Consider the following 21,038-nt stretch of genomic DNA (forward strand, 5'->3'; position numbering starts at 1 on the left):
GTGAAATAGCGCTGTCTGTCTTTACGGTACGTGTGCGGTCATGCCGCCGCGTCACCATTCTCCTCTTGTCGTTGTTGCTCCGGGGCCATCCTGCCCCGGTTTTTTTTGCCCGCGTTTTCCGTGGCACGCCCCGCCGTAGCCCAAACGCGTCGCGCCCCCGCCCTGCTAAAATCGCGGTTTCCCCCGCAACATCGGACGTCCAACCACTTATGTCAGCACCCGCCACCGACCTCGCCGCCGGCGCCTCCAGCGTCCAGAGCGGCCGCCAGATTCTCGTCACGTCTGCTCTGCCGTATGCGAACGGCCAGATCCACATCGGCCATCTGGTCGAGTACATCCAGACGGACATCTGGGTTCGTGCGCTGCGAATGCATGGCCACGAGGTCTACTACGTCGGTGCCGACGACACCCACGGCACGCCCGTCATGCTGCGCGCCGAAAAAGAAGGCCTCACGCCGCAGCAGTTGATCGCGCGCGTCTGGCAAGAACACAAGCGCGATTTCGACAGCTTCGGCGTGTCGTTCGACAACTACTACTCCACCGATTCGGACGAGAACCGCGTGCTCTCGGAATCGGTGTATCTGGCGCTCAAGGAAGCGGGTTTCATCGAAACGCGCGACATCGAGCAGGCCTACGATCCGGTCAAGAACATGTTCCTGCCGGACCGCTTCATCAAGGGCGAGTGCCCCAAGTGCGGCGCGAAAGACCAGTACGGCGACAGTTGCGAAGTGTGCGGCTCGACCTATGCGCCGACCGACCTGAAGAATCCGTACTCGGTGGTCTCGGGCGCGACGCCCATCCGCAAGACCTCGACGCACTACTTCTTCCGCCTCTCGGACCCGCGCTGCGAAACCTTCCTGCGCAGCTGGGTAGCAGGCCTCGCGCAACCCGAAGCGACCAACAAGATGCGCGAGTGGCTGGGCGACGCGGGCGAGTCGAAGCTCGCCGACTGGGACATCTCGCGCGATGCGCCCTACTTCGGCTTTGAAATTCCGGGCGCGCCCGGCAAGTACTTCTACGTGTGGCTCGACGCGCCGGTGGGCTACTACGCGAGCTTCAAGAACCTGTGCGAGCAGCGCGGCCTGAACTTCGACGACTGGGTCAAACCCGGCTCGAAAACGGAGCAGTACCACTTCATCGGCAAGGACATCCTGTACTTCCACACGCTGTTCTGGCCGGCGATGCTCGAATTCTCGGGCCATCGCACGCCGACCAACGTGTTCGCGCACGGCTTCCTGACGGTGGACGGCGCGAAGATGTCGAAGTCGCGCGGCACCTTCATCACGGCGGAAAGCTATGTGAGCACGGGCCTCAACCCCGAGTGGCTGCGCTACTACTTCGCCGCCAAGCTCAACAGCACGATGGAAGACCTCGACCTGAATCTAGAGGACTTCCAGGCGCGCGTGAACAGCGACCTCGTCGGCAAGTACATCAACATCGCGAGCCGCGCGGCGGGCTTCCTCATCAAGCGTTTCGAGGGCCGCGTGCAGGACAGCGCGATGAACCATCCGCTCATCGAGCAGATGCGCGCCGCGATTCCGCAGATCGCCGCGCACTACGAGGCGCGCGAGTACAGCCGCGCGCTGCGTCAGACGATGGAACTCGCCGATGCGGTCAACGCTTACGTCGATACGGCCAAGCCGTGGGAGCAGGCCAAGGACGCGGCCAACGCCGTCGCGCTGCATGAAACGTGCAGCGTGAGCCTCGAAGCGTTCCGTCTGCTGTCGCTCGCGCTCAAGCCCGTGCTGCCGCAACTGGCTGAAGGCGTCGAGCAGTTCCTCGCGATCGCGCCGCTCACGTGGGCGGATGCGGGCCGCGCGCTGTCGTCGCAACAGCCGATCAACGCGTACAAGCACCTGATGACGCGCGTCGATCCGAAGCAGATCGAAGCGCTGCTGGCCGCCAACCGCGATTCGCTGCAAGCCACCGACGCGCCGGCCGCCACGGCCAATGCGGCCAATGCGGCCGACGCGAACAAGAAGTCGAAGGGGTCGAAGGAAGCCAAGAAGCCGGCTGCCGACGAAACGCCGGAAACGATCTCGATCGACGACTTCGCGAAGATCGACCTGCGCGTGGCGCTGATCGTCGACTGCAACATCGTCGAAGGCTCGGACAAGCTGCTGCAACTCACGCTCGACGTGGGCGAGGAAAAGACGCGCAACGTGTTCTCGGGTATCCGTTCGGCCTACAAGCCGGAAGACCTCAAGGGCAAGCTCACGGTGATGGTCGCGAACCTGGCGCCGCGCAAGATGAAGTTCGGCCTGTCGGAAGGCATGGTGCTCGCGGCTTCCTCGGCGGACGAAAAGGCCGAACCTGGCCTCTACATCCTCGAACCGCACAGTGGCGCGAAACCGGGCATGCGGGTGCGCTAAGCCACCCTTGCCGTCACGTCAGTAAAAAAGCACACCCTCGGGTGTGCTTTTTTTCGCCCGAAACAGGACGGCGACGCGGCGGATTTACCAGCGAATCCGGTCGAAACGCCGCGTATAGAGAATGTCGGCGCCATAGAACGTGCCGCCGTACGTCACCACCGACCAGTAGCGCGAGAGATTGATGGTCGCCTTGACCGCATTCGACGCCGACTGCAAACCCTGCTCGTAGCCGATCACGAGCCGCTGGTTGATCGCCTTGGCGATCATCACGACCTCGGGATCGGTCAGGCCCACTTCGCTGCGCCCGATCGAGAATTCGTCGAGGCCGATGCTCTGCGCGATGCGCTTGCCGCTGGCACTGCCGAGCAGCGCGAGCGCCGTCGTCATCGCGCTCTGCTGGCCGACGTTGTTGCCCTGATCGGTGCCGTGGCCGAACAGCAGCCACGAGAGCTTTTCGTTGTCGGGTACGTTGGGCTCCGACACCAGCTTCGCCACCGGCGCCTGCACCGTGCCCGTGACCTGCACGCCCGCCTCGACCTGCTGGTTGCGCCGCATGGCGAGGATGTTGATGCCCGGATTGCCCACCGGCCCGTTGAACGTGAAGAAGCCGTTCTCGATGCCGAGCTTGGTGCCGAACGCCGTGTACGACGAGCCTTCCGTCACGCGCACATTGCCGACCGCGCGCAGCGGCACGTCCGGCTCGCTGGTCGCCGTGATCGTACCAGCGAGGCCCAGATCCGCGCCCTGGCCGCGGAAGCGGAAATCGCTGCCCAGATTGATGTCGATGTTCGCGCGCGGCGCGAAACGCGGCGCCGGTTTGGTCGAGGCGGTTTGCTCGATCGGCGGCTTGCCGCCCACGGTCGTGCCGTCGGGGCGCACGATCACGACATCGTCGCCCAGCGACGGGGCCGCCGATTCCGGCAGGTCGAACAGCGCGTGATCGACGGTGAACTTGCCGTTGATCATCATGCCGCCCAGATGCCCGCCATTGGCGATGCTGGCGCTGCCCGAGAGCGAGAGCTTGCGGTCGGGCGAGGCGAACAGTTCGAGCTTGTCCGCGACGATGCTGGCCGTGAGGTCCGGCTCGGCATTGTCGAGCGCGACGCGCCCGGTCGCGCGCAGCGTGCCGCTCGTCGCGCCGTGAAACTCCAGTTGCTGGAAGTCGACGAGATTGCGCGAAAGCGCGATGCGGATCACGCCATCCTTGAGTTCCACGCCCTGATCGACGACGGTCGCCGAAATCCCGTCGCCGGACAGCAGGCCCGTGAGGTTCGGCTTCGCGACCGTGCCGCCCAGCCCGAGATCGAGCGCGAGATGGCCGTCGAGCAGATAGTTCGGCCCAAGCAGCCCGCCCGTCGTGCGCAGCGACGGCACGTTGGCCTTGATCGTGCCGCCGATCGGCGACTCGTCCGCGACCGTGAGCATGCCGTTGCGCGCCACGAGCGTGGTGTTCGCATCGACGTCGAGCACGCCCACGCGGCTCGCCTGGGCATGTGCCGTGAGCGTCAGGCGATTGCCGCCGCTGAAGGCCGCGCGCGCATTGACGTCGCCTATGCCGAACGAGGCAATGCCACGGGCGATTTCTGCCGTGATATCGCCCGAGCGGCGCTTGAGCTGCACGTAGCCGCTCGCGCTCTGGCCGATCGAGAAGTTCCAGTCGCCGTCGAAGACGAGGTCGGTGCGCAGCGTGGCCGGCTCGCCCGTGAGCTGCTGACGCAACAGCATGAGGCGCGCGACCGAGACGTTGGTGAGCGCACCGGCGGACTGCACGCGGCCGTGATCGAGATCGAAGGACTTCAGATCGAGCGCCGCCCCTTCGGCGACCAGACGCGTCGCGCCGAGCGTGACCTTGCCCGCGCCCGCGCTCACCTTGAGCGGCGCTTCGAGCTTCACGCCCGGCGTGCCGCGGTTTTCCAGTTGCGTGACGGTGCCGTCCCAGCGCGAGCCTTCGCGCGTGTCGGTCAGACCGCCATTCGCGGCCACGGCGAAATCGATCGACGCGCCTTGCACCTTGCCTTTTGCGTTCGCGGTGAGCGTGTGCCGCGCGCGCGTGCCCGTCAGCCGCGCACTGAGCGTGGAAATATCGACGCCTGCGGCGGCGATTCCCGTCGCGTCCGCGCTGAAAGCCAATGCGCCGTTCGCGCCGTCACGCGCTTCGGCTCGTCCTTGCGCATGATCGACGCGGTTTTCGCCGAACGCGACGTGATCCGCCTTGTAGTCGAGCGCGACGTTCGGATGCGCGAAGCTGCCGGTCAGATCGCCGTTCGCCGCGACCTGGCCCGCGACGCCAAAGCCGAGCCGGTCGAGCTGCGGCGCATCGACGCGAAAGCGCAGCCGGTCGCCGGGTGCGCCAAAACTGCCTTGCAGATCGACGACATTGCCCGCCACCGACAGATTCGCGCGGCTCGGCAGAATACGCGTTCCCGCGAGCTGGATCAGCCCCTGGCCGGTGAGCGGCAGATCGTCGTAGACGCTCGGCCCGAGCTTGAACTCAGCCCGGGTCGTGAGCGTGGGCGCGAGCATGCCGCTCGCGCTGAGGGTGCCGTTCACGCGGGCCTCGATGCGGCGTGCGGGAGCGGCTTTGGGTGGGGTTGAGGTCGGGCGCGATTGGGCCGACGCGCCTGGCGCTTCGGTCTGCCTCGCGTTCTCGACGTGCTTTTGTGCCTGCGCCTGCTCGCCCGTCTGCGCCGGATTGAGCGACGGGTTCAAGGACGGATTGAGCGCGAGATTGCGCTTGGGATTGAGCGCATCGGATGCGGTTGTCGATGTCGACTTTGCGCTCGCCTGACGCGCGGGCTTCGGTGAGGATTTAGCGCCCGCAGGCGGCGTTTTCGACACGAGTTGCGACGTCAGCGACAGCGGGTCGAAGTTCGTCAGCACCGCTTTGAGCTGATACGAAGCATTGGCGTCGTGCTTGAGCGCGCCCGACAGGTCGATGCGGCCCGCGCCCGAAGTGACGCGCACGTCGTTGAACGACAGCCGCGCCGGGTCCTGCGTGATCTTGCCCTGCACGCGCAGCGCCGCCTTCGGATCGGCGAGATCGAGCGTCACGCTTTGCACGTCGCCCGCGAGACGCACATCGAGCGGCCCCGCGAAGCTCGTCGCGCGCACGCTCGACTGGATCGTGCTCAGGTCGAGGCCGGCCACATGCAGGTCGAAGCGGCCGTCGCGCCCGCTGATCGCCCCGCCGCCGGTGATCGTCGCGGTCTTGACGAGGCGCACGGCGAGCTTCGGAATGCGCTGCGTTCTGGCGTCGAGCACAACGGAGGCGTGCGCGTCGATGAGCGGCAGCAGCTGGTCGCCGATCGTGCCCGGCTTCGCGTTGACGATCGAGACGTCGCCCGCGACCGTGAAACCCGCCGCGTCGCTGTGCCCGGTGGCCACGGTTGCCGACGATGCCGAAGCAGGCGAAGCCGCGAGCGCAGCCGAAGCCGAAGCCGCCGGCCCGAGCGCCTGCGCCGGTTCGGCCAACGCCGCCGAGTTGCCCGAAGCCGCCGCCGCAAGCGCCGCCGGCACGCCCGCCGCGCCGCCCGGCACCGGCTGCAGTTGCGCGCGCACGGCCAGATCGGCGAAAGGCGCACCCGGCGCGAATGCCTGCGGATTGACGTGATCGAACGCGAGGGTCGCGCGCTGCAACGGCACGGCGGCGAACGGCGTCGCCTCCACGTGCGCGCGGCCCGTGAGCTTCATGCCGCTCGCGGCGATATCGGCTGTGAGCGCTTCGAGCGAGCCACCCAGCGTGCCGTTGACCTGCACATCCTCACCATTGACCTTGCCCGCGTAGCCCACGTCGCCCGCCAGCACGAACGGCCGCACGCCGTCGAGTTGCGCGTGCGCGCTCACCGCGCCGAACGGCGTGTCCAGGCGCTCGACGGCCGCCTCGTGATGCCGCCCGTCGCTGCGGCCATGGAACAGGAGGCGCGAGAATTCCGTGGTCGAGGCGCCTTGATGCAGCGTGAGCTTGTCCACCTGCAGATCGCGGACCTCAAGCCCGAGCGGCAGTTGCAGATTCCGCGGCAGCGTCATCGGCTGGGAAGGCTCGCTGGACGGCACCACGCGCGCGTCGATATCGCCCACATGCAGATAATCGACGACAAAACGCCACGGCGCGCGGCCAAAGCCCTGCACCGCCCACTGGCCGTCGACCCGGTCAACCTTGACCGTGGTGCCGTCCGGGCCGTACCAGCCGACGTTGGACAGGCGCACGCCGCGCGCGAGCGTGCCGCCTTCGAGCGTGCCCGCCAGCTTCCCGTCGAGCAGCGCGACAGCCGCGCGCCACGCCCAGGCGGTGCCGCGCTCGGTGGTGAGCGCGCCGTAAAGCGCCCCCGCAAGCAGCGCGACAAGCAGCACGATCGCGGCGATCACCCACGCCAGCGCCTTGAGCGTGCGGTGACGGCGGCGTGGGGGCGGCGCTTTGCCTTCGCCGCCATCGGCACGATTGGCACCATCGCCACGATCGCCCGGCGCGTCGCCTGATGCATCGCTCGAAGCCGCGCCCCCTCCGGGCGGCACGGCGCAGGCGCGCGCCCACGAGAACGGCAAGGCGAAGCGGAACAAAGCGCGCGTGAGCATCAGAAAGCGATCCCGAGAGTCAGATAAGGCCGCACGTTATGGGTGCGAAAGCCATAGGCAATATCGACGTTGACGGGGCCGACCGGGCTGCGCCAGCGCGCGCCAATACCGGCGCCCGGATCGAAAACCTTTTCGCCCCAGGTGTCGGTGGCGGTGCCCACATCGAAGAACGCCGCACCGCCCCAGTCGTGGCTGAACCAGTGCTGATATTCCGCCGATCCTGTGACGAGATACTTGGTCGGCAGGATCGAGCCCGCGACGTTGTTGCCGATACTCTCGAAGCCATAGCCGCGCACCGAGTTCGAGCCGCCCGCGCGGAACAGCAGCGACGCCGGTATATCCGACGACGAGCCGCTCGTGAACACCCCGCCCAGTTCCGCGCGCAGCAGCACGATATCGCTACGGCCGATCGGCAGATACTGCTGGCCACGCGCATAGGCGCGCGCGAAGCTCTGGTCCGAGCCCGCGCCCTTGACCGCGAAGCCGGCCTCCATGCGGATCACGTTGCCCGTACGCGGAAAGAGCGGATCGTCGACGTCGCGGCGCGTCCACGACCACGACGGCATGAGCGCATAGGCGTGGGTGGCCTCGCCGACGTTCTGCGTGAGGCGGTCGTCGTAGAACATCAGCGCGTACGCGTAGTCGATGTTCTGCGAGGTGCGCGTGCGCTGCACGCCCACGCGCGCGCTGTAGATGTTGGTGTCAGAGACGTCCGTGGTCGTGTACGAGGCGAGCACGCTGTTGGTCCACGCGCGCTCGCCCGGCGGCATCGAAAGCTGGATCTGGCCGTACTTCTGGATCTGGTCGAGGCGGCCCTGCAGTTGCAGCGGCCATGCCTTGCCGAATGTGTCGAGGTAGGTATAAGCGCCCTGCACGTGCGCGCCCGTGTCGGTCGAATAGCCCACGCCGCCGCGGAAGTTGTTGTACGGGTACTCGCTCACCTTCACGTGCACCGGCGATTGCAGCGGCTTCTGGGTGTTGTCGTCGACGTCGATCGCCACGCTCGCGTAGTACGGCGTGTTCTGCAACTGGCGTTGCAGTTCGGTCACGCGATTGACGTCGTAGATCTCGGCCGGCGAAAGCGGATTCACGTTACCGACGATCCGCTCCGGATAGCGGCGCGTGCCCGATACGTCGAGCGGCCCCATCGTAAAGGTCGGGCCGCTGTCGAAGGTCACGGAAAGCTTCGCGTCATGCTTGAGCGGATCGACGCGCGCCTCGGAATGCGCGATCTTCGCGCCCAGATAGCGGCGCGATTGCAGCGCGCGCAGCGCGGCGCTCTTGGCGCTGTCCCAGTCGGACTGCGTGAAGGCGTCGCCCTCGTGCAGCGAAAACGCGAAGCGCGTGGCGTTCTCCTGCGCGTGGTCTTCGGTCAGCACGGGGCCGGTGAAAGTGAGCGTCACCGCCGAGATCTTCGTGCGCGGGCCGGCATCGACCATCACGTGCACGACGCGGCGGCCGTTTTCGTCGGTGTGCACATCCGTGCGCACGACCGGGGTGAAATAGCCGGCTGTCGAGGCCAGATCGCGCACCTGCTGCGGCGTGGCCGTGACGAGGAAGTCGAACTGGTCGCCGCTCACGTCTGCGCGTTTGGCGAAGCGCGCGATATCGAGGTGGGCTTCGAGCAGCTTGCGCAGTTCGCGCGGCGAGGCCTGGATATCGACGTCGTAATAGGTCCTGGCGTGCGACCAGGGCAGCAGGTCGGTAAGCGCGGCGCAAGCCGGCGCGGCGCCGAGGAAGCTGAAGGCAAGACCTGCGAGCAGCCACCAGGCGAGGCGCAAGGACAACGGTGCCGAAGAGCGGGAAGCGCTGGATAAACCCGCGAGCAGGCACGGGGCGTGACCCGCCCCCTGCGCCCGTGCGGACAGACCGGTACGCCGGGAATACCGGAAACACGGCCATACGCGTGCTGCTTCAATCAGCCTTCCCGCCAAACAGGACCTCCAGTTTTCGTTGCGCCTTCGTTGCGTCTTCGTCGCGTTTTGCTGTATCCGGCTCGCGCCGCCCCACTGCTTCGCCGCTTCCTGGGTGGGTGGGCGCAAACGCGTTATTTCACCACATCAGCGGGTGAAAACCCCTGGAGGCGGCGCAAACGTACGCAATAGATTGCAACCCCATGCGCCACGCGCCGGTTCAAGGCACGCAAAGCGCCCCATCGATATGGCCCCGCGCCCGCACAGCAAGCGGCTTCGACGCACCGCCCTTCTGGATGTTCCGCACGCGGCGCATGCGGTAAAATTGCGGCCGACAAGAAACACCGGATTCCCCAGCGGCCGCCAGCATTCACCACTCAACTGGACGAAAAGGCGCAGGCCGCCCCCACTCGACGGACGTCAGCCATGTATCAGTCGGACATCACCCAGTTCCTGAACCAGCTCAAAGAACAAAAGCCGCAACTCGAAGAGCAGCAGCGCAAGGGCCGCTCGCTGCTGTGGGACAAGCAGCCGATCGACCTCGACGAACGCGAGCGCCAGCAGGCTTCGCGCGTCAAGCAGACGCCCTACGTCTACTACCAGAACTTCTGATGGCCGAAGCCGACGGCGCCGAACGGCCCGAGTTGGCCGTGGGGCCAGTTGATGGAGGCACGGGAAGCACGGGAGACAAGGGCGTGCAGCCGCACCCGCCCGCTCCCGCCAGTGCCGACGCGCTGGCCGCCCCCGCCACGGATTCGACGCCCGACACGGTCGATGGCGTCGCCTTCGCGCGCCTGTACGGCGAGCCGCTGTTCAAGCTCCCGCAAGACCTCTACATTCCGCCCGACGCGCTCGAGGTATTCCTCGAAACGTTCGAAGGTCCGCTCGATCTGTTGCTGTACCTGATCCGCAAGCAGAACTTCAACGTGCTCGACATCCCGATGGCGGACGTCACCACGCAGTATCTCGGCTACGTCGAACAATTGCGCAAGACCAATCTCGAACTCGCGGCCGAATATCTGCTGATGGCGGCGATGCTCATCGAGATCAAGTCGCGCATGCTGCTGCCGGTCAAGAAGGCCGACACCGGCGAAGAAGCCGAAGATCCGCGCGCCGAACTCGTGCGCCGCCTGCTCGAATACGAGCAGATGAAGCTCGCCGCGCAGCGTCTGGACAAGCTGCCGCAACTCGGCCGCGACTTCCTGCGCGCCGAGGTCTATATCGAGCAAAGCATCACGCCGCGTTTTCCCGACGTGGACAGCAACGACCTGCGCGCCGCCTGGGCCGACGTCATCAAGCGCGCGAAGCTGGTGCAGCACCACAAGATCTCGCGCGAGGAACTGTCCGTGCGCGAGCACATGAGCGTGATCCTGCGCAAGCTGCAGGGCGCGCGGTTCATGGAGTTCTCGGAGCTGTTCGACACGACGCGCGGCGTGCCCGTGGTCGTCGTGAACTTCATCGCCATGCTCGAACTGGCGCGCGAGTCGCTGCTCGAAATCACCCAGGCCGAACCCTTCGCGCCGATCTACGTGCGCCTCGCGTATTTGCCAGCCTGATTTGGCTGCCTGGTTTAACTGCCTGAGCAGGCTTTAGCGCCCGCACACGCCCGCCCCGCCTGCCATGGCCCCGTTTTTAATGCTGAAGCAGCCACCGCGCCCCATCCGCCCCCTTCACCACAGTCCAGGATAATCCCCGATCCGGGACGGCTGCGCAGCACGCACAAATCCTCTACAATCGCCCGCGCCTGCCCTTGGGGGCCGGGCACGCCATCCGGCCGGACGCCCTTTCGGGCCTGCCGTGTGCTGCAACCCCGTCTTGCCCCGCGCGAGGCATAACGCATCCGATCATGAAAGTCATCAGCTCGATTCAGGAACTGCGCGACCAGTTGCGCGGCCAAAACCGCACCGCGTTCGTCCCGACCATGGGCAATCTGCACGAGGGCCATCTCTCGCTGATGCGCCTCGCGCGCCAGCACGGCGACCCGGTCGTCGCGAGTATTTTCGTCAACCGCCTGCAGTTCGGCCCGAACGAGGATTTCGACAAATACCCGCGCACGCTCGAAGCCGATATCGAGAAGCTGCAAAAGGAAAACGTCTACGTGCTGTTCGCGCCGACGGAACGCGACCTCTACCCGCAGCCGCAGGAATACCGCGTGCGCCCGCCGCACGATCTGGGCGACATCCTCGAAGGCGAGTTCCGTCCGGGCTTTTTCGAAGGCGTCTGCACGGTCGTCATGAAGCTGATGTCGTGCGTGCAGCCGCGCGTGGCCGTGTTCGGCAAGAAGGATTACCAGCAGTTGATGATCGTGCGCGCGATGTGCCAGCAGTTCGCGCTGCCGACCGAAGTGATCGCCGCCGAGACCGTGCGCGATCAGGACGGCCTCGCGCTCAGCTCGCGCAACCGCTACCTCTCGGACGCCGAGCGCGCCGAAGCGCCGCAACTGGCGGCCGCGCTGCAGGCGATCCGCGAATCGGTGCTGTCGGGCCGCCGCGACTTCCAGCAGCTCGAACTCGACGCCATGGCGAAGCTCGCCGCGCGCGGCTGGAAGCCCGATTACATCGCGATCCGCAAGCGCTCGAACCTCTTGCCGCCGGTAGCGGGCGTCGCCGCCGACGCCGAAGCGCCGCTCGTCGTGCTGGCCGCCGCGAAGCTCGGCCCCACGCGCCTCATCGACAACCTCGAAATCTAAGGCGCCACGCGGCTGGCACGCTGCGACGCGTCCCAGCCGCCCGCCCGATCACGCTTTTACTGAATCTGCTGCGGCGGGCCGCGCGCCCGACCGCCTGAGGAGACATTCCATGCAACGCAACATGCTCAAGTCGAAGATCCACCGCGTCGCGGTCACGCACTGCGAGCTGCACTACGAAGGCTCGTGCGCGATCGACGAAAACCTGCTCGAAGCGGCGAACATCGTCGAAAACGAGCGCATCGACATCTGGAACATCAACAATGGCGAGCGCTTCTCGACCTACGCGATCAAGGGCGAGCGCGGCAGCGGCATGATTTCGCTGAACGGGTCGGCGGCGCGGCGCGCGCAACTGGGCGACCTCGTGATCATCGCCGCCTTCGCGAACGTCGACGAAGCAGAACTCAAGGCCGGCTGGAAGCCCGACCTCGTGTTCGTCGACGAGAACAACCGCATCAAGGGCAGCCGCGACCACGTGCCGACGCAAAACTGGACCTGAGGCCAGGCCTCGGTCCTGAAAACCGGAGCGGCCCGCCCAGGCACCGCTCCGGCCGCTCTATTTCTGGTTCACCCAGGCCAGAATCGACTGCCACTGGTCGATGTCCTTCTCCACGCGGCTCTTCGCGACGTCCCAGATCGTGAGCCCGTGCGCCGCCAGCTGCACGTAGTTCTGCGTGTCGCGCAGATAGCCCAGCACGGGCAGATCCAGCCCTTCCACGAAACGCTGTAGCTGTTCGGCCGAGCGCGTGCGCGCGTCCACCCGCATACCGACCACGCCGACCTTGATCGCGCCCTTGCGCACGGCCTTTTCCTTCGCGAGCCGGTCGAGAAAGTCCTTGGTCGCGAGGATGTCGAACAGCGACGGCTGCAGCGGCACGATCACCTTGTCCGCCAGCTCGACGATCGTGTTCAGGCGGTTGCCGTGCAGGCCCGCCGGCGTGTCGATGACGGCGTGCTCAAGGCCCTTGGGGGGCCTGGCCGGATGATCCAGATCGACCTGCCAGCTCTCGATGGCCGGCAGCGCCGCGGGCCGCAGGTCGAGCCACGCGTGCGCCGACTGCTGCCGGTCCAGGTCGGCGAGCGCGACCCACTCGCCTTGCGCCGCGAAATAGCCGGCCAGATTGGTGGACAGCGTGCTTTTGCCAACGCCGCCCTTGGGGTTCGCCACCACGATCACCGTCATGAATGCTCCCGTCAGGATGGCTGGCGCCTGGGCCAGCCGGTTTGCCGATTCTGCCAATCCTTCCCGCGCGCCTCGATGTACGTTTTGCGCGCTTTGCTGCGTATTTTCACTGCGGTTTCGGATTCAGCCGATTGCGCAACCGTCCGATAATATCGGCAAATGCTGCGGGGTCGAAGCCCCGAACCCTCGAACCCGCACTCGCCCTCACCTCGAAACCCGATTCCCTCGACTCGCACGGAGATCTTCGCCCCATGAGCACGCTGCGCACCGACATCACTATCGACGCCCTGCACGAGCGCCAGCGCGGCCGCCTGCCCGATCTGATCGGCTTTCGCGCCGTCGCGCTCGAACCGGGCACCCTGCGCGCGGAACTCGACATCCGCAGCGAACTGCTCGCGCCCAACGGCTTTCTGCACGCGGCCACCGTCGTCTGTCTCGCCGATACGGCCTGCGGCTACGGCTGCTTCGCCCATCTGCCGACCGGCGCGAAGAACTTCACGACCATCGAACTCAAGAGCAACTTCCTCGGCACCGCGCGCGAGGGCCGTCTGAGCGTCGTGGCGACGGGCGTGCACCTCGGGCGCAGCACGCAGATCTGGGACGCCACCGTGACCGGCCCGGACGGCAAGACCACCGCCCTGTTCCGCTGCACGCAGATGGTGCTGTACTGACACTCCAGGCTAATCGGCCCGATCAACCCATGGCGGCGTAAAGACGCGGTAAATCGAGGCTCGCCGCGAGCGTATCGGCGAGACGTTCGAGCGAAGCCTCGCGCAGCGCCGGATAGTCCACCTGCCGGGCCGCCGCCAGCCCCGCCCAGCGCAGCAGCGCGGCGCATGCCTGCGGCGTGTCGAACAGGCCGTGCAGATAGGTCGCGAAAATCTGGCCATCCGCCGACTGTGCGCCGTCCACGCGCACCGTGCCGCGCGTGTCGTCGGCTTCGCCCTCGATCGTATCGATACGCAGCGCGGGCGAAGCCAGCGCCGCGCCGCGCGTCACGCCCATGTGGATCTCGTAGCCGCGCACCGGCGCGCCCTCCAGGCCCTCCCCCAGCACGAGCCGCCCCGTCACGTTGCGCAGCGCCTTCTCGCGCGTGAGTTCCGTCTCGTAGTCGAGCCAGCCGAAGCCCGCCGTCGTGCCAGGCGCCCCTTCGACGCCATGCGGATCGGCGATCGCGCGCCCGAGCATCTGCATGCCGCCGCAAATGCCGATCACGCGCCCGCCATAGCGCAGATGCCGTTCCAGCGCCTTGTCCCAGCCCTGCGCGCGCAGCCACGCCAGATCGTCGCGCACGTTCTTCGAACCGGGCAGGATCACCAGATCGGCGGGCGGCGGCGCGTTGCCCGTGCGCACATAGCTGAATTCGACCTGCGGATGCACGCGCAGCGCGTCGAAATCGGTGTGATTGCTGATGTGCGGCAGCGCCGGCACCACCACGCGCAGCGCCTCGCCGCCCGCCTGGGCGTGGGTGTGCGCCGCACCTGGCAACATGTCCTCGGCGTCGAGCGTGAGGCCGTGCAGGTACGGCACCACGCCCAGCACGGGCTTGCCGGTCTGCGCCTCCAGCCAGTCGAGGCCCGGTTTGAGCAGCGACGGATCGCCGCGAAACCGGTTGATGACGAAGCCCTTCACGCGCGCGCGCTCGCTGTCCGATAGACACGCGAGCGTGCCGATCAGATGCGCGAACACGCCGCCACGGTCGATATCCGCGACCAGCACAACGGGGCAATCGACGGCTTCGGCAAAGCCCATGTTGGCGATGTCGTTGGCGCGCAGGTTGATTTCGGCGGGACTGCCCGCGCCTTCGACGAACACCGTGTCGTAGCCCGCGCGCAGCCGCCCGTACGACGCCAGCACGGCCTCGCGCGCGATCGGCTTGTAGCTCTGGTACGCGCGCGCATTGAGGTTCATGCGGGCCTTGCCGTGGATGATGACCTGCGAGCCCATGTCGCTATTGGGCTTGAGCAGCACGGGGTTGAGGTCGGTATGCGGCGCGATGCCCGCGGCAATCGCCTGAAGCGCCTGGGCGCGGCCGATCTCGCCGCCGTCGGCGGTGACGGCGCTGTTGAGCGCCATGTTCTGCGGCTTGAACGGCGCCACCCGCACGCCCGCGCGCCGCGCGAGGCGGCACAGACCGGCCACCAGCGTGCTCTTGCCGGCATCGGACGTGGTGCCCTGGATCATGAGCGTGCCGAGTGGTACGGCGGGCACGGCGGGAGAAGGTGCGGACATGGCGTGTGGCTTCCTGGCGGCGATAAAGCGGCGGCAATCTCGGGCGAACGCGCATTATCCCATCGCCCTGACGCTCGCCGCCGCGCGATCTGCGCCGCCTGGCCACCCCGACGCAGCCGCTACAATCACGCGATGATTTCACGCGATCTCACCTTTATCGTCGGCGGCGCGCGCTCGGGCAAGAGCGCCTACGCCGAACGCCTCGCCGCCGACAGCGGCCTGCCGGTCACCTATATCGCCACCGCCGCCGTGCCCGTCGGCGCGTATGCCGATAGCGAATTCAACGAGCGCATCGGCCATCACCGCGCGCGGCGGCCCGCGCACTGGGGGTTGGTCGAAGCGTCGCTCGATCTCGCCGGCGCGCTCGATGCCGCGGCCGCGCCCGGCCGCTGCGTGCTGATCGACTGCCTCACGCTCTGGCTCGCCACCCTGCTCTGCCCGCCCGACTCCGAAAGCCCGCGCCCCGACTGGCGCGAGCGCATCGACGCCTTCGCGGCCGCCTGCGAGCGCGCACGCGGGACGGTGCTGGTGGTCAGCAACGAGATCGGCATGGGCGTCGTGCCGATGGGCGCGGCCACGCGCCTCTACGTCGACGAACTCGGCCGCCTGAACCAGCGCATCGCCGCGCTCGCCGACCGCGCGACGCTCGTGGCCGCCGGCCTGCCGCTGGTCCTGAAGGCGCCTCAATCATGACGATGCTGAGTCTGCCCGTCACCGCCGCGCTCGCCGTGGCCGGCGTCGCCGTTGACCGCTGGTTCGGCGAGCCGCGCCGCGCGCATCCGCTCGTCGCCTTCGGCACGCTCGCCGGCCGCATCGAAAAGCGTCTGAACACGGGGCGGCGCGGCCGCCCGCTCGGGCTGCTCGCCTGGCTGCTGGCGGTCGCGCCGCCCGTCGCGATCGCGGCCATCCTGTGCGCGGCGCTGCCCTGGCCATTCGGCTGGGCGCTGCACGTCGCGCTGCTGTGGTTCGCGCTCGGCGCGCGCAGCCTCGAAGAGCACATCGCGCCGATCGCCCAGGCGCTGGCCGAACGCGATCTCGCGGCGGCGCGCACGCTCACGGCGCGTATCGTCTCGCGCGACACCGCCCACGCCGACGCCACCGCGCTCTCGCGCGCGGCCTGCGAATCGGCGCTCGAAAACGGCAACGACGCGATTTTCGGCGCGCTGTTCTGGTTCGCCATCGCTGGCGGGCCGGGTGCGCTGGCGTTTCGCCTCGCCAACACGCTCGACGCGATGTGGGGCTACCGCACGCCGCGCTTTCTGCGCTTCGGCTGGGCGGCGGCGCGCATCGACGACGTGCTCAACTGGATTCCCGCGCGCCTCACGGCGACGAGCTACGCGCTGCTCGGCGATACGCGCGTGGCGCTGCGCTGCTGGCGCGAGCAGGCACGCCGCTGGGAAAGCCCGAACGCGGGGCCGGTAATGGCCGCGGGCGCGGGCAGCCTGAACGTGCTGCTGGGCGGCGCGGCGGTCTATCACGGCGCGATCGAGCAACGCCCTGCGCTCGGCGCGGGCCTGCCGCCGCGCGCGCAGGACGTGGAAGCCGCGCTGCGCCTCGTCGAGCGCACGACGATCCTGTGGCTCGCCGTGCTGATCGCACTGGCTTTCGTGAGCGTGGCGACGCATGGCTGACACCTCACGCGACTTGGAAGCCGCGCCGCGCATGGTCGCGCACGGCGGCAATCTGCACGAGGCCGCGCAGCGCTACGGCATCGGCCTGGACGAGTGGATCGACCTCTCGACCGGCATCAACCCGCACGGCTACCCGGTGCCGCCCGTGCCGCCTTCGGCATGGCGACGCCTGCCCGACGACGGCGACGGCTTCGCGGCCTGCGCCGCGCGCTACTACGGCGCGCCGCACGCGCAACACGTCCTGCCCGTGGCGGGCAGCCAGGCGGCGATCCGCGCCCTGCCCGCACTGCTGCCGCCCGCGCGCGTGGCAATCGCGCCGCTCACCTATGGCGAGTACGCGCCCGCGTTCACGCAGGCGGGTCACACGGTCGTGCCGCTCGACATCGCCGCCGATACGTTGCCCGACGACGTCACGCACGCCGTCGTCGTCAACCCGAACAATCCGACGGCCACGCTCGTCGCACGCGACACGCTGCTGCGCTGGCACACGCAACTGGCGGCGCGCAGCGGCACGCTGATCGTCGATGAAGCCTTCGTCGATGCCTTCGCTGCCACGCGCGCGGCAACGCTCGCCGACGCCGTCGATCGCGACGGTCTGGTCGTGCTGCGCTCGCCGGGCAAGTTCTTCGGCCTCGCGGGCGCGCGCTGCGGCTTCGCGCTTGCGCAGCCTGCGTTGCTCGCCGCTTTGCGGGCGCGGCTGGGCGCCTGGACCGTGAGCGGCCCGGCGCGCCATGCCGTCACCCACGCGTTCGAAGACAACGCGTGGCAAGCGGCGATGCGCGCGCGGCTCGCAACGGAAGGCGAGCGGCTTGCGGCGTTGCTCGCGTCGCACGGTTTCACGCCGCATGCGACACCGCTCTACGCCTGGATCGCCGATGCGCGCGCCGCGCAGTTGCAGGACGCGCTCGCCGCGCGTGCGGTCTGGACGCGCCGCTTCGATGCGCCCGCGAGCCTGCGCTTCGGCCTGCCCGCCTCGGAAGACGAATGGCAGCGCTTTGCGTCGGCGCTCGCGCAAGCGATGCAAGCCATGCAGGCGACCGGCTGATGCTCGCACTGCCGCGTCTCGCACTCGCGCTCGCATTGGCCGCCGCGCTCTCCATCGGCATGGCGCACGCCGCGCCCGTGAGCGCCATCGACGATAACGGCGACACCGTCACGCTCGCCGCGCCCGCGCAGCGCGTCGTGAGCCTCGCGCCGCACGTCACGGAATTGCTCTACGCAGCGGGCGGCGGCGCGAAGCTGGTGGGCGCGGTGAGCTACAGCGACTACCCGCCGCAGGCGCAAAGCGTGTCGCGCGTGGGCGACAACCGCGCGCTCGACCTCGAACGCATCGCAGCGCTCAAGCCCGATCTGATCGTCGTCTGGCGTCACGGCAATGCGCAGCAACAACTCGACCGCCTGCGCGAACTGCACATTCCGCTGTTCTTCAGCGAGCCGCATCATCTCGACGATGTGGCGACGTCGCTCACGCGTCTGGGCACGCTGCTCGGCACGCAGAAAACCGCGCAGGACGCGGCGAACGCATATCGCGGCCAGATCGCGCAACTGCGCGCGACCTACGCGCAGCGCGCGCCCGTGAGGGTGTTCTACGAGGTCTGGGATCAACCGCTGATGACCGTCAACGGCGAGTCGATGATTTCCGATGCGATCACGTTATGCGGCGGACGCAATGTGTTCGCGGCGCTGCGCCCGCTGGTGCCGACGCTCTCGACCGAAGCCGTGCTCGCCGCCGATCCCGATGCGATCGTGACCGCCTCGCCGGGCGCAACGGCACCGGATCGCCCGCTTCCCGCACTGGAGCGTTGGCGCGCATGGCCGCAGTTAAAGGCGGTGGCGCACGGCAACCTCTACGCCATCGACGGCGATCTGCTCACGCGCGCGGGGCCGCGCATCGCTCAAGGCGCACAACGGCTCTGCGAAGATCTGCAGCGTGCGCGCACGAATTGATCCGGAATCCGAATAATTATTTGGCGTGAATCACGCATTCCAGCGCGAAAGCAGCCATTCGCCGCTGGACGATTCGCGGCGCAGCACGACGATCGCCGCCATCTCCAGCGGCCAGCGCACGCAGCGTTCGAGCGGCACGCCCAGCGCGCGCGCCGCCACCGTGCGGATCACGCCCGCATGAGCCACGGCCCAGATCGTTGCGCGCACATCGGCTTGATTCGCGTCGAGCGATTCGAACCATGCCGTCACGCGCGCATCGAATTGCGCGACGCTTTCGCCGCCGTGATCGCGCGCGTGCAGGAAATTGGCGGCCCACGCATCGATCTGCGTGCGCTCGATGCCCGCCCAGCGCTGCATCTCCCACGCACCGAAATCCATTTCCGCGAGACGCGCGTCTTCGTGCGGCACAAGCGAACCGTGTTCGCGCGCAAGCACGCGCGCCACGCTCGCGCAACGCGTGAGCGGACTCGTTTCGATGCGCGCGGGCGCACGCACGTCAAGCGCCTTCAGCCGCGCCACGATCGACGCCGCGCCCGCCCCGGCGTCGGCTGCCAGCGCGACATCGGAGCGGCCATAGCAGATGCCGGCCTCGACCGCCACGGCCGGATGGCGGATCAGGACGAGATCCATGCGAGCCCCATGAGGTAGATCGAGAGTTCGAAAATCTGCTGCGCGAAGCCGAGACAATCGCCCGTATAGCCGCCGATGCGCCGCACGAAGTAGCGCCCAAGCGCGAAGCGCAGCGCACCGAGCACGGCGAGCGTCGCGACACCCGCGCGCCAGTCCGGCCACGCGGGCCAGAAAAGCCATGGCAAACCGGACACGGCCGCCACGACCAGCGCGAGCGCGCTCAAACGCTGCGCAACCGGCTTCGCCTTGCCTTCGGGACGCACGTAGTCGAGCGACGCGAGATAGCTGATCGCGAACACGCGGCTCGCCGCATGGCCCGCGATCATCAACGTGGCCGCGCGCAACGGCGGCAGCGACGCGAGCGTCTGCCACTTCAGCGCGAGCGCCACGACCAGGCCGATCGCGCCGAATGCGCCGATGCGCGAGTCGTGCATGATGCGCAGCACGTCCTCTTTCCTGTACGCGCCGCCGAAAGCGTCGAGGCAATCGGCCAGACCGTCCTCGTGAAACGCGCCCGTCACCAGCAGGGTCGCGGCCATCGAAAGCAGCACGGCCACACCGGCGGGAAACAGGTGCAGCGCGGCCAGATAGACGAGCGCCGCCAACCCGCCGATCAACACGCCGACGAGCGGAAAATAGCGCGCCGCCGCGTTGAGCCACTGCGGCTCGAAGCCGACCCAGCGCGGCACCGGCACGCGCGTGAAATAGCCGAGCGCCGTGAAGAAGTAGCGCACTTCCATGAGCGGACTCATGGCGGTATGCCCTTCGGCGGCGCTTTTATCCGCCTCGCTCAATGCGCCCGCCCGTCGCGGTCATCGACGCCCGCCGATTCGAAGCTCGCCATCTCGTTGAGGAAGGCCGTGGCCGCACGCAGCAGCGGCACCGCGAGCGCCGCGCCCGTGCCTTCGCCCAGACGCAGATCGAGCGTGAGCAGTTCGCGCGCGCCGAAATGATCGAGCATCCGCCGATGTCCCGCCTCATTCGACGCATGAGCGAACACGCAGTAGTCGCGCACGTTCGGCGACAAGGCATCGGCGACCACGAGCGCGGAGGTGGCGATAAAGCCGTCCACGAGAATCGCCATGCGCTGACGCGCCGCTTCGAGGTACGCGCCCGCCATCATCGCGATTTCGAAGCCGCCGAAGGTTGCGAGCACATCGATCGGCTCGCGCGCGTTGGCGTGGCGCGCGAGCGCCGCCGCGAGCACGTTGCGCTTTTTCGCGAGGCCCGCGTTGTCGAGGCCCGTGCCGCGCCCGACGCATTCGTCGATCGGCACGCCGCACAGACGGCTCATCAGGCAGGCCGCCGACGAGGTGTTCGCGATGCCCATTTCGCCAAAGCCGATCACGTTGGTGCCGAGCGCCGCGTGATGACGCACGCGCGCCGCGCCCGCCGCGAGCGCGGCGACGGCCTGCTCGCGCGTCATCGCCGCGTCGTGGGCGAAGTTGCGCGTGCCTTGTGCGATCGGCAGGGAAATCAGCTTCGAGGTATCGACATCCGGCAGCGGCGTGGCGACGCCCGCATCGACGATCTCCAGTTCGAGCCCGGCCACGCCGCTGAACGCGTTGATGGCCGCGCCGCCCACCAGAAAGTTCGCGACCATCTGCGCGGTGACGGCCTGCGGATACGGGCTCACGCCTTCGTGCGCGATGCCGTGATCGCCCGCGAACACGATCATCGCGGGACGCACGACGCGCGGCTGCGTCGTGCGCTGGATCATGCCGAGCTGACGCGCGAGCGTTTCGAGGCGGCCAAGGCTGCCCGGCGGCTTCGTCCGGGTGTCGATGAGATGCTGCAGCGTGTCGCGCAGCGAGGTGTCGAGCGGCTCGACGGCGCGCAGATCGGAAAGCGTGGGGGTCATAGGGATCCGGT

Annotated in this window: 17 protein-coding genes; 10 read left to right on the forward strand and 7 right to left on the reverse strand. The window is 68.0% G+C overall.

All coding sequences use genetic code 11. The features are described 5' to 3' along the window. Nucleotides 1-209 precede the first annotated feature (209 nt). Nucleotides 210-2,372, forward strand: coding sequence for a methionine--tRNA ligase (gene metG / locus B0G62_RS01045; protein ID WP_103701676.1), 2,163 nt, complete (start codon nucleotides 210-212; stop codon nucleotides 2,370-2,372). An 84-nt stretch (nucleotides 2,373-2,456) separates the two neighbouring features. Here metG and B0G62_RS01050 read toward each other — a convergent pair whose 3' ends face one another. Together B0G62_RS01050 and B0G62_RS01055 are read right to left on the reverse strand one after the other, a co-directional pair. Continuing rightward, the gene (locus tag B0G62_RS01050) at nucleotides 2,457-6,944 is read right to left on the reverse strand and encodes a translocation/assembly module TamB domain-containing protein (RefSeq protein ID WP_103701678.1); all 4,488 of its coding nucleotides are present in this window, start codon (nucleotides 6,942-6,944) and stop codon (nucleotides 2,457-2,459) included. Continuing rightward, nucleotides 6,944-8,773 carry an autotransporter assembly complex protein TamA gene (locus B0G62_RS01055; protein ID WP_407671106.1) on the reverse strand — a complete coding sequence of 610 codons (1,830 nt, stop codon included), beginning with the start codon at nucleotides 8,771-8,773 and terminating at the stop codon, nucleotides 6,944-6,946. Before B0G62_RS01055 ends, B0G62_RS01050 begins: the two co-directional genes overlap by 1 nt. 510 nt (nucleotides 8,774-9,283) lie before the next feature. On the opposite strand from B0G62_RS01055, the gene B0G62_RS01060 reads away from it, so the two are divergent. From B0G62_RS01060 to panD, 4 genes are all read left to right on the forward strand, one after another. After that, nucleotides 9,284-9,469 carry a DUF3460 family protein gene (locus B0G62_RS01060; protein WP_027816618.1) on the forward strand — a complete coding sequence of 62 codons (186 nt, stop codon included), beginning with the start codon at nucleotides 9,284-9,286 and terminating at the stop codon, nucleotides 9,467-9,469. Next, nucleotides 9,469-10,413 (forward strand): segregation and condensation protein A, encoded by a 945-nt coding sequence (locus tag B0G62_RS01065; protein ID WP_244193068.1) that lies wholly within the window; start codon nucleotides 9,469-9,471, stop codon nucleotides 10,411-10,413. Before B0G62_RS01060 ends, B0G62_RS01065 begins: the two co-directional genes overlap by 1 nt. A 290-nt stretch (nucleotides 10,414-10,703) precedes the next feature. Beyond that, nucleotides 10,704-11,546: a pantoate--beta-alanine ligase gene (gene panC, locus B0G62_RS01070; RefSeq protein ID WP_103701682.1), complete on the forward strand. Its 843-nt coding sequence runs from the start codon at nucleotides 10,704-10,706 to the stop codon at nucleotides 11,544-11,546. A gap of 109 nt (nucleotides 11,547-11,655) precedes the next feature. Beyond that, the gene (gene panD, locus B0G62_RS01075; protein WP_103701684.1) at nucleotides 11,656-12,042 is read left to right on the forward strand and encodes an aspartate 1-decarboxylase; all 387 of its coding nucleotides are present in this window, start codon (nucleotides 11,656-11,658) and stop codon (nucleotides 12,040-12,042) included. 57 nt (nucleotides 12,043-12,099) lie between these two features. On the opposite strand, the gene B0G62_RS01080 is transcribed toward panD, so the two are convergent. After that, nucleotides 12,100-12,726 (reverse strand): ParA family protein, encoded by a 627-nt coding sequence (locus B0G62_RS01080; protein ID WP_103701686.1) that lies wholly within the window; start codon nucleotides 12,724-12,726, stop codon nucleotides 12,100-12,102. A gap of 251 nt (nucleotides 12,727-12,977) precedes the next feature. Between B0G62_RS01080 and B0G62_RS01085 the strand changes: the two genes are divergently transcribed. Beyond that, nucleotides 12,978-13,397 carry a PaaI family thioesterase gene (locus B0G62_RS01085; RefSeq protein ID WP_103701688.1) on the forward strand — a complete coding sequence of 140 codons (420 nt, stop codon included), beginning with the start codon at nucleotides 12,978-12,980 and terminating at the stop codon, nucleotides 13,395-13,397. A gap of 22 nt (nucleotides 13,398-13,419) precedes the next feature. Here B0G62_RS01085 and B0G62_RS01090 read toward each other — a convergent pair whose 3' ends face one another. Beyond that, entirely contained in the window at nucleotides 13,420-14,958 is a 1,539-nt protein-coding gene (locus B0G62_RS01090; protein ID WP_103701690.1) for a cobyric acid synthase, read from the reverse strand. A 132-nt stretch (nucleotides 14,959-15,090) separates the two neighbouring features. On the opposite strand from B0G62_RS01090, the gene cobU reads away from it, so the two are divergent. The 4 genes from cobU to B0G62_RS01110 are packed head-to-tail and all read left to right on the forward strand — an operon-like array spanning nucleotide 15,091 to nucleotide 18,536. After that, complete coding sequence (gene cobU / locus B0G62_RS01095; protein WP_103701692.1) at nucleotides 15,091-15,651, forward strand: bifunctional adenosylcobinamide kinase/adenosylcobinamide-phosphate guanylyltransferase; 561 nt, start codon at nucleotides 15,091-15,093, stop codon at nucleotides 15,649-15,651. After that, the gene (locus tag B0G62_RS01100) at nucleotides 15,648-16,589 is read left to right on the forward strand and encodes a CobD/CbiB family cobalamin biosynthesis protein (RefSeq protein WP_103701694.1); all 942 of its coding nucleotides are present in this window, start codon (nucleotides 15,648-15,650) and stop codon (nucleotides 16,587-16,589) included. The genes cobU and B0G62_RS01100 overlap by 4 nt, the downstream gene beginning before the upstream one ends. Continuing rightward, nucleotides 16,582-17,634 (forward strand): threonine-phosphate decarboxylase CobD, encoded by a 1,053-nt coding sequence (gene cobD, locus B0G62_RS01105; RefSeq protein WP_103701696.1) that lies wholly within the window; start codon nucleotides 16,582-16,584, stop codon nucleotides 17,632-17,634. The genes B0G62_RS01100 and cobD overlap by 8 nt, the downstream gene beginning before the upstream one ends. Further along, entirely contained in the window at nucleotides 17,634-18,536 is a 903-nt protein-coding gene (locus B0G62_RS01110; protein WP_103701698.1) for a cobalamin-binding protein, read from the forward strand. Before cobD ends, B0G62_RS01110 begins: the two co-directional genes overlap by 1 nt. 30 nt (nucleotides 18,537-18,566) lie before the next feature. On the opposite strand, the gene cobC is transcribed toward B0G62_RS01110, so the two are convergent. Genes cobC through cobT form a run of 3 tightly spaced genes read right to left on the reverse strand, consistent with a single transcriptional unit; the run spans nucleotide 18,567 to nucleotide 21,027 of the window. Beyond that, nucleotides 18,567-19,166: an alpha-ribazole phosphatase gene (cobC, locus tag B0G62_RS01115; protein ID WP_103701700.1), complete on the reverse strand. Its 600-nt coding sequence runs from the start codon at nucleotides 19,164-19,166 to the stop codon at nucleotides 18,567-18,569. After that, a complete protein-coding gene (locus B0G62_RS01120; protein ID WP_103702864.1) occupies nucleotides 19,151-19,918 on the reverse strand; it encodes an adenosylcobinamide-GDP ribazoletransferase in 768 nt (255 codons plus the stop codon). Before B0G62_RS01120 ends, cobC begins: the two co-directional genes overlap by 16 nt. A 38-nt stretch (nucleotides 19,919-19,956) precedes the next feature. Beyond that, nucleotides 19,957-21,027 carry a nicotinate-nucleotide--dimethylbenzimidazole phosphoribosyltransferase gene (gene cobT / locus B0G62_RS01125; protein WP_103701702.1) on the reverse strand — a complete coding sequence of 357 codons (1,071 nt, stop codon included), beginning with the start codon at nucleotides 21,025-21,027 and terminating at the stop codon, nucleotides 19,957-19,959. Between the last annotated feature and the right edge of the window lie 11 nt (nucleotides 21,028-21,038).

Origin of the sequence: Paraburkholderia eburnea (genome assembly GCF_002917095.1) — a bacterium.
Taxonomy (GTDB): domain Bacteria; phylum Pseudomonadota; class Gammaproteobacteria; order Burkholderiales; family Burkholderiaceae; genus Paraburkholderia; species Paraburkholderia eburnea.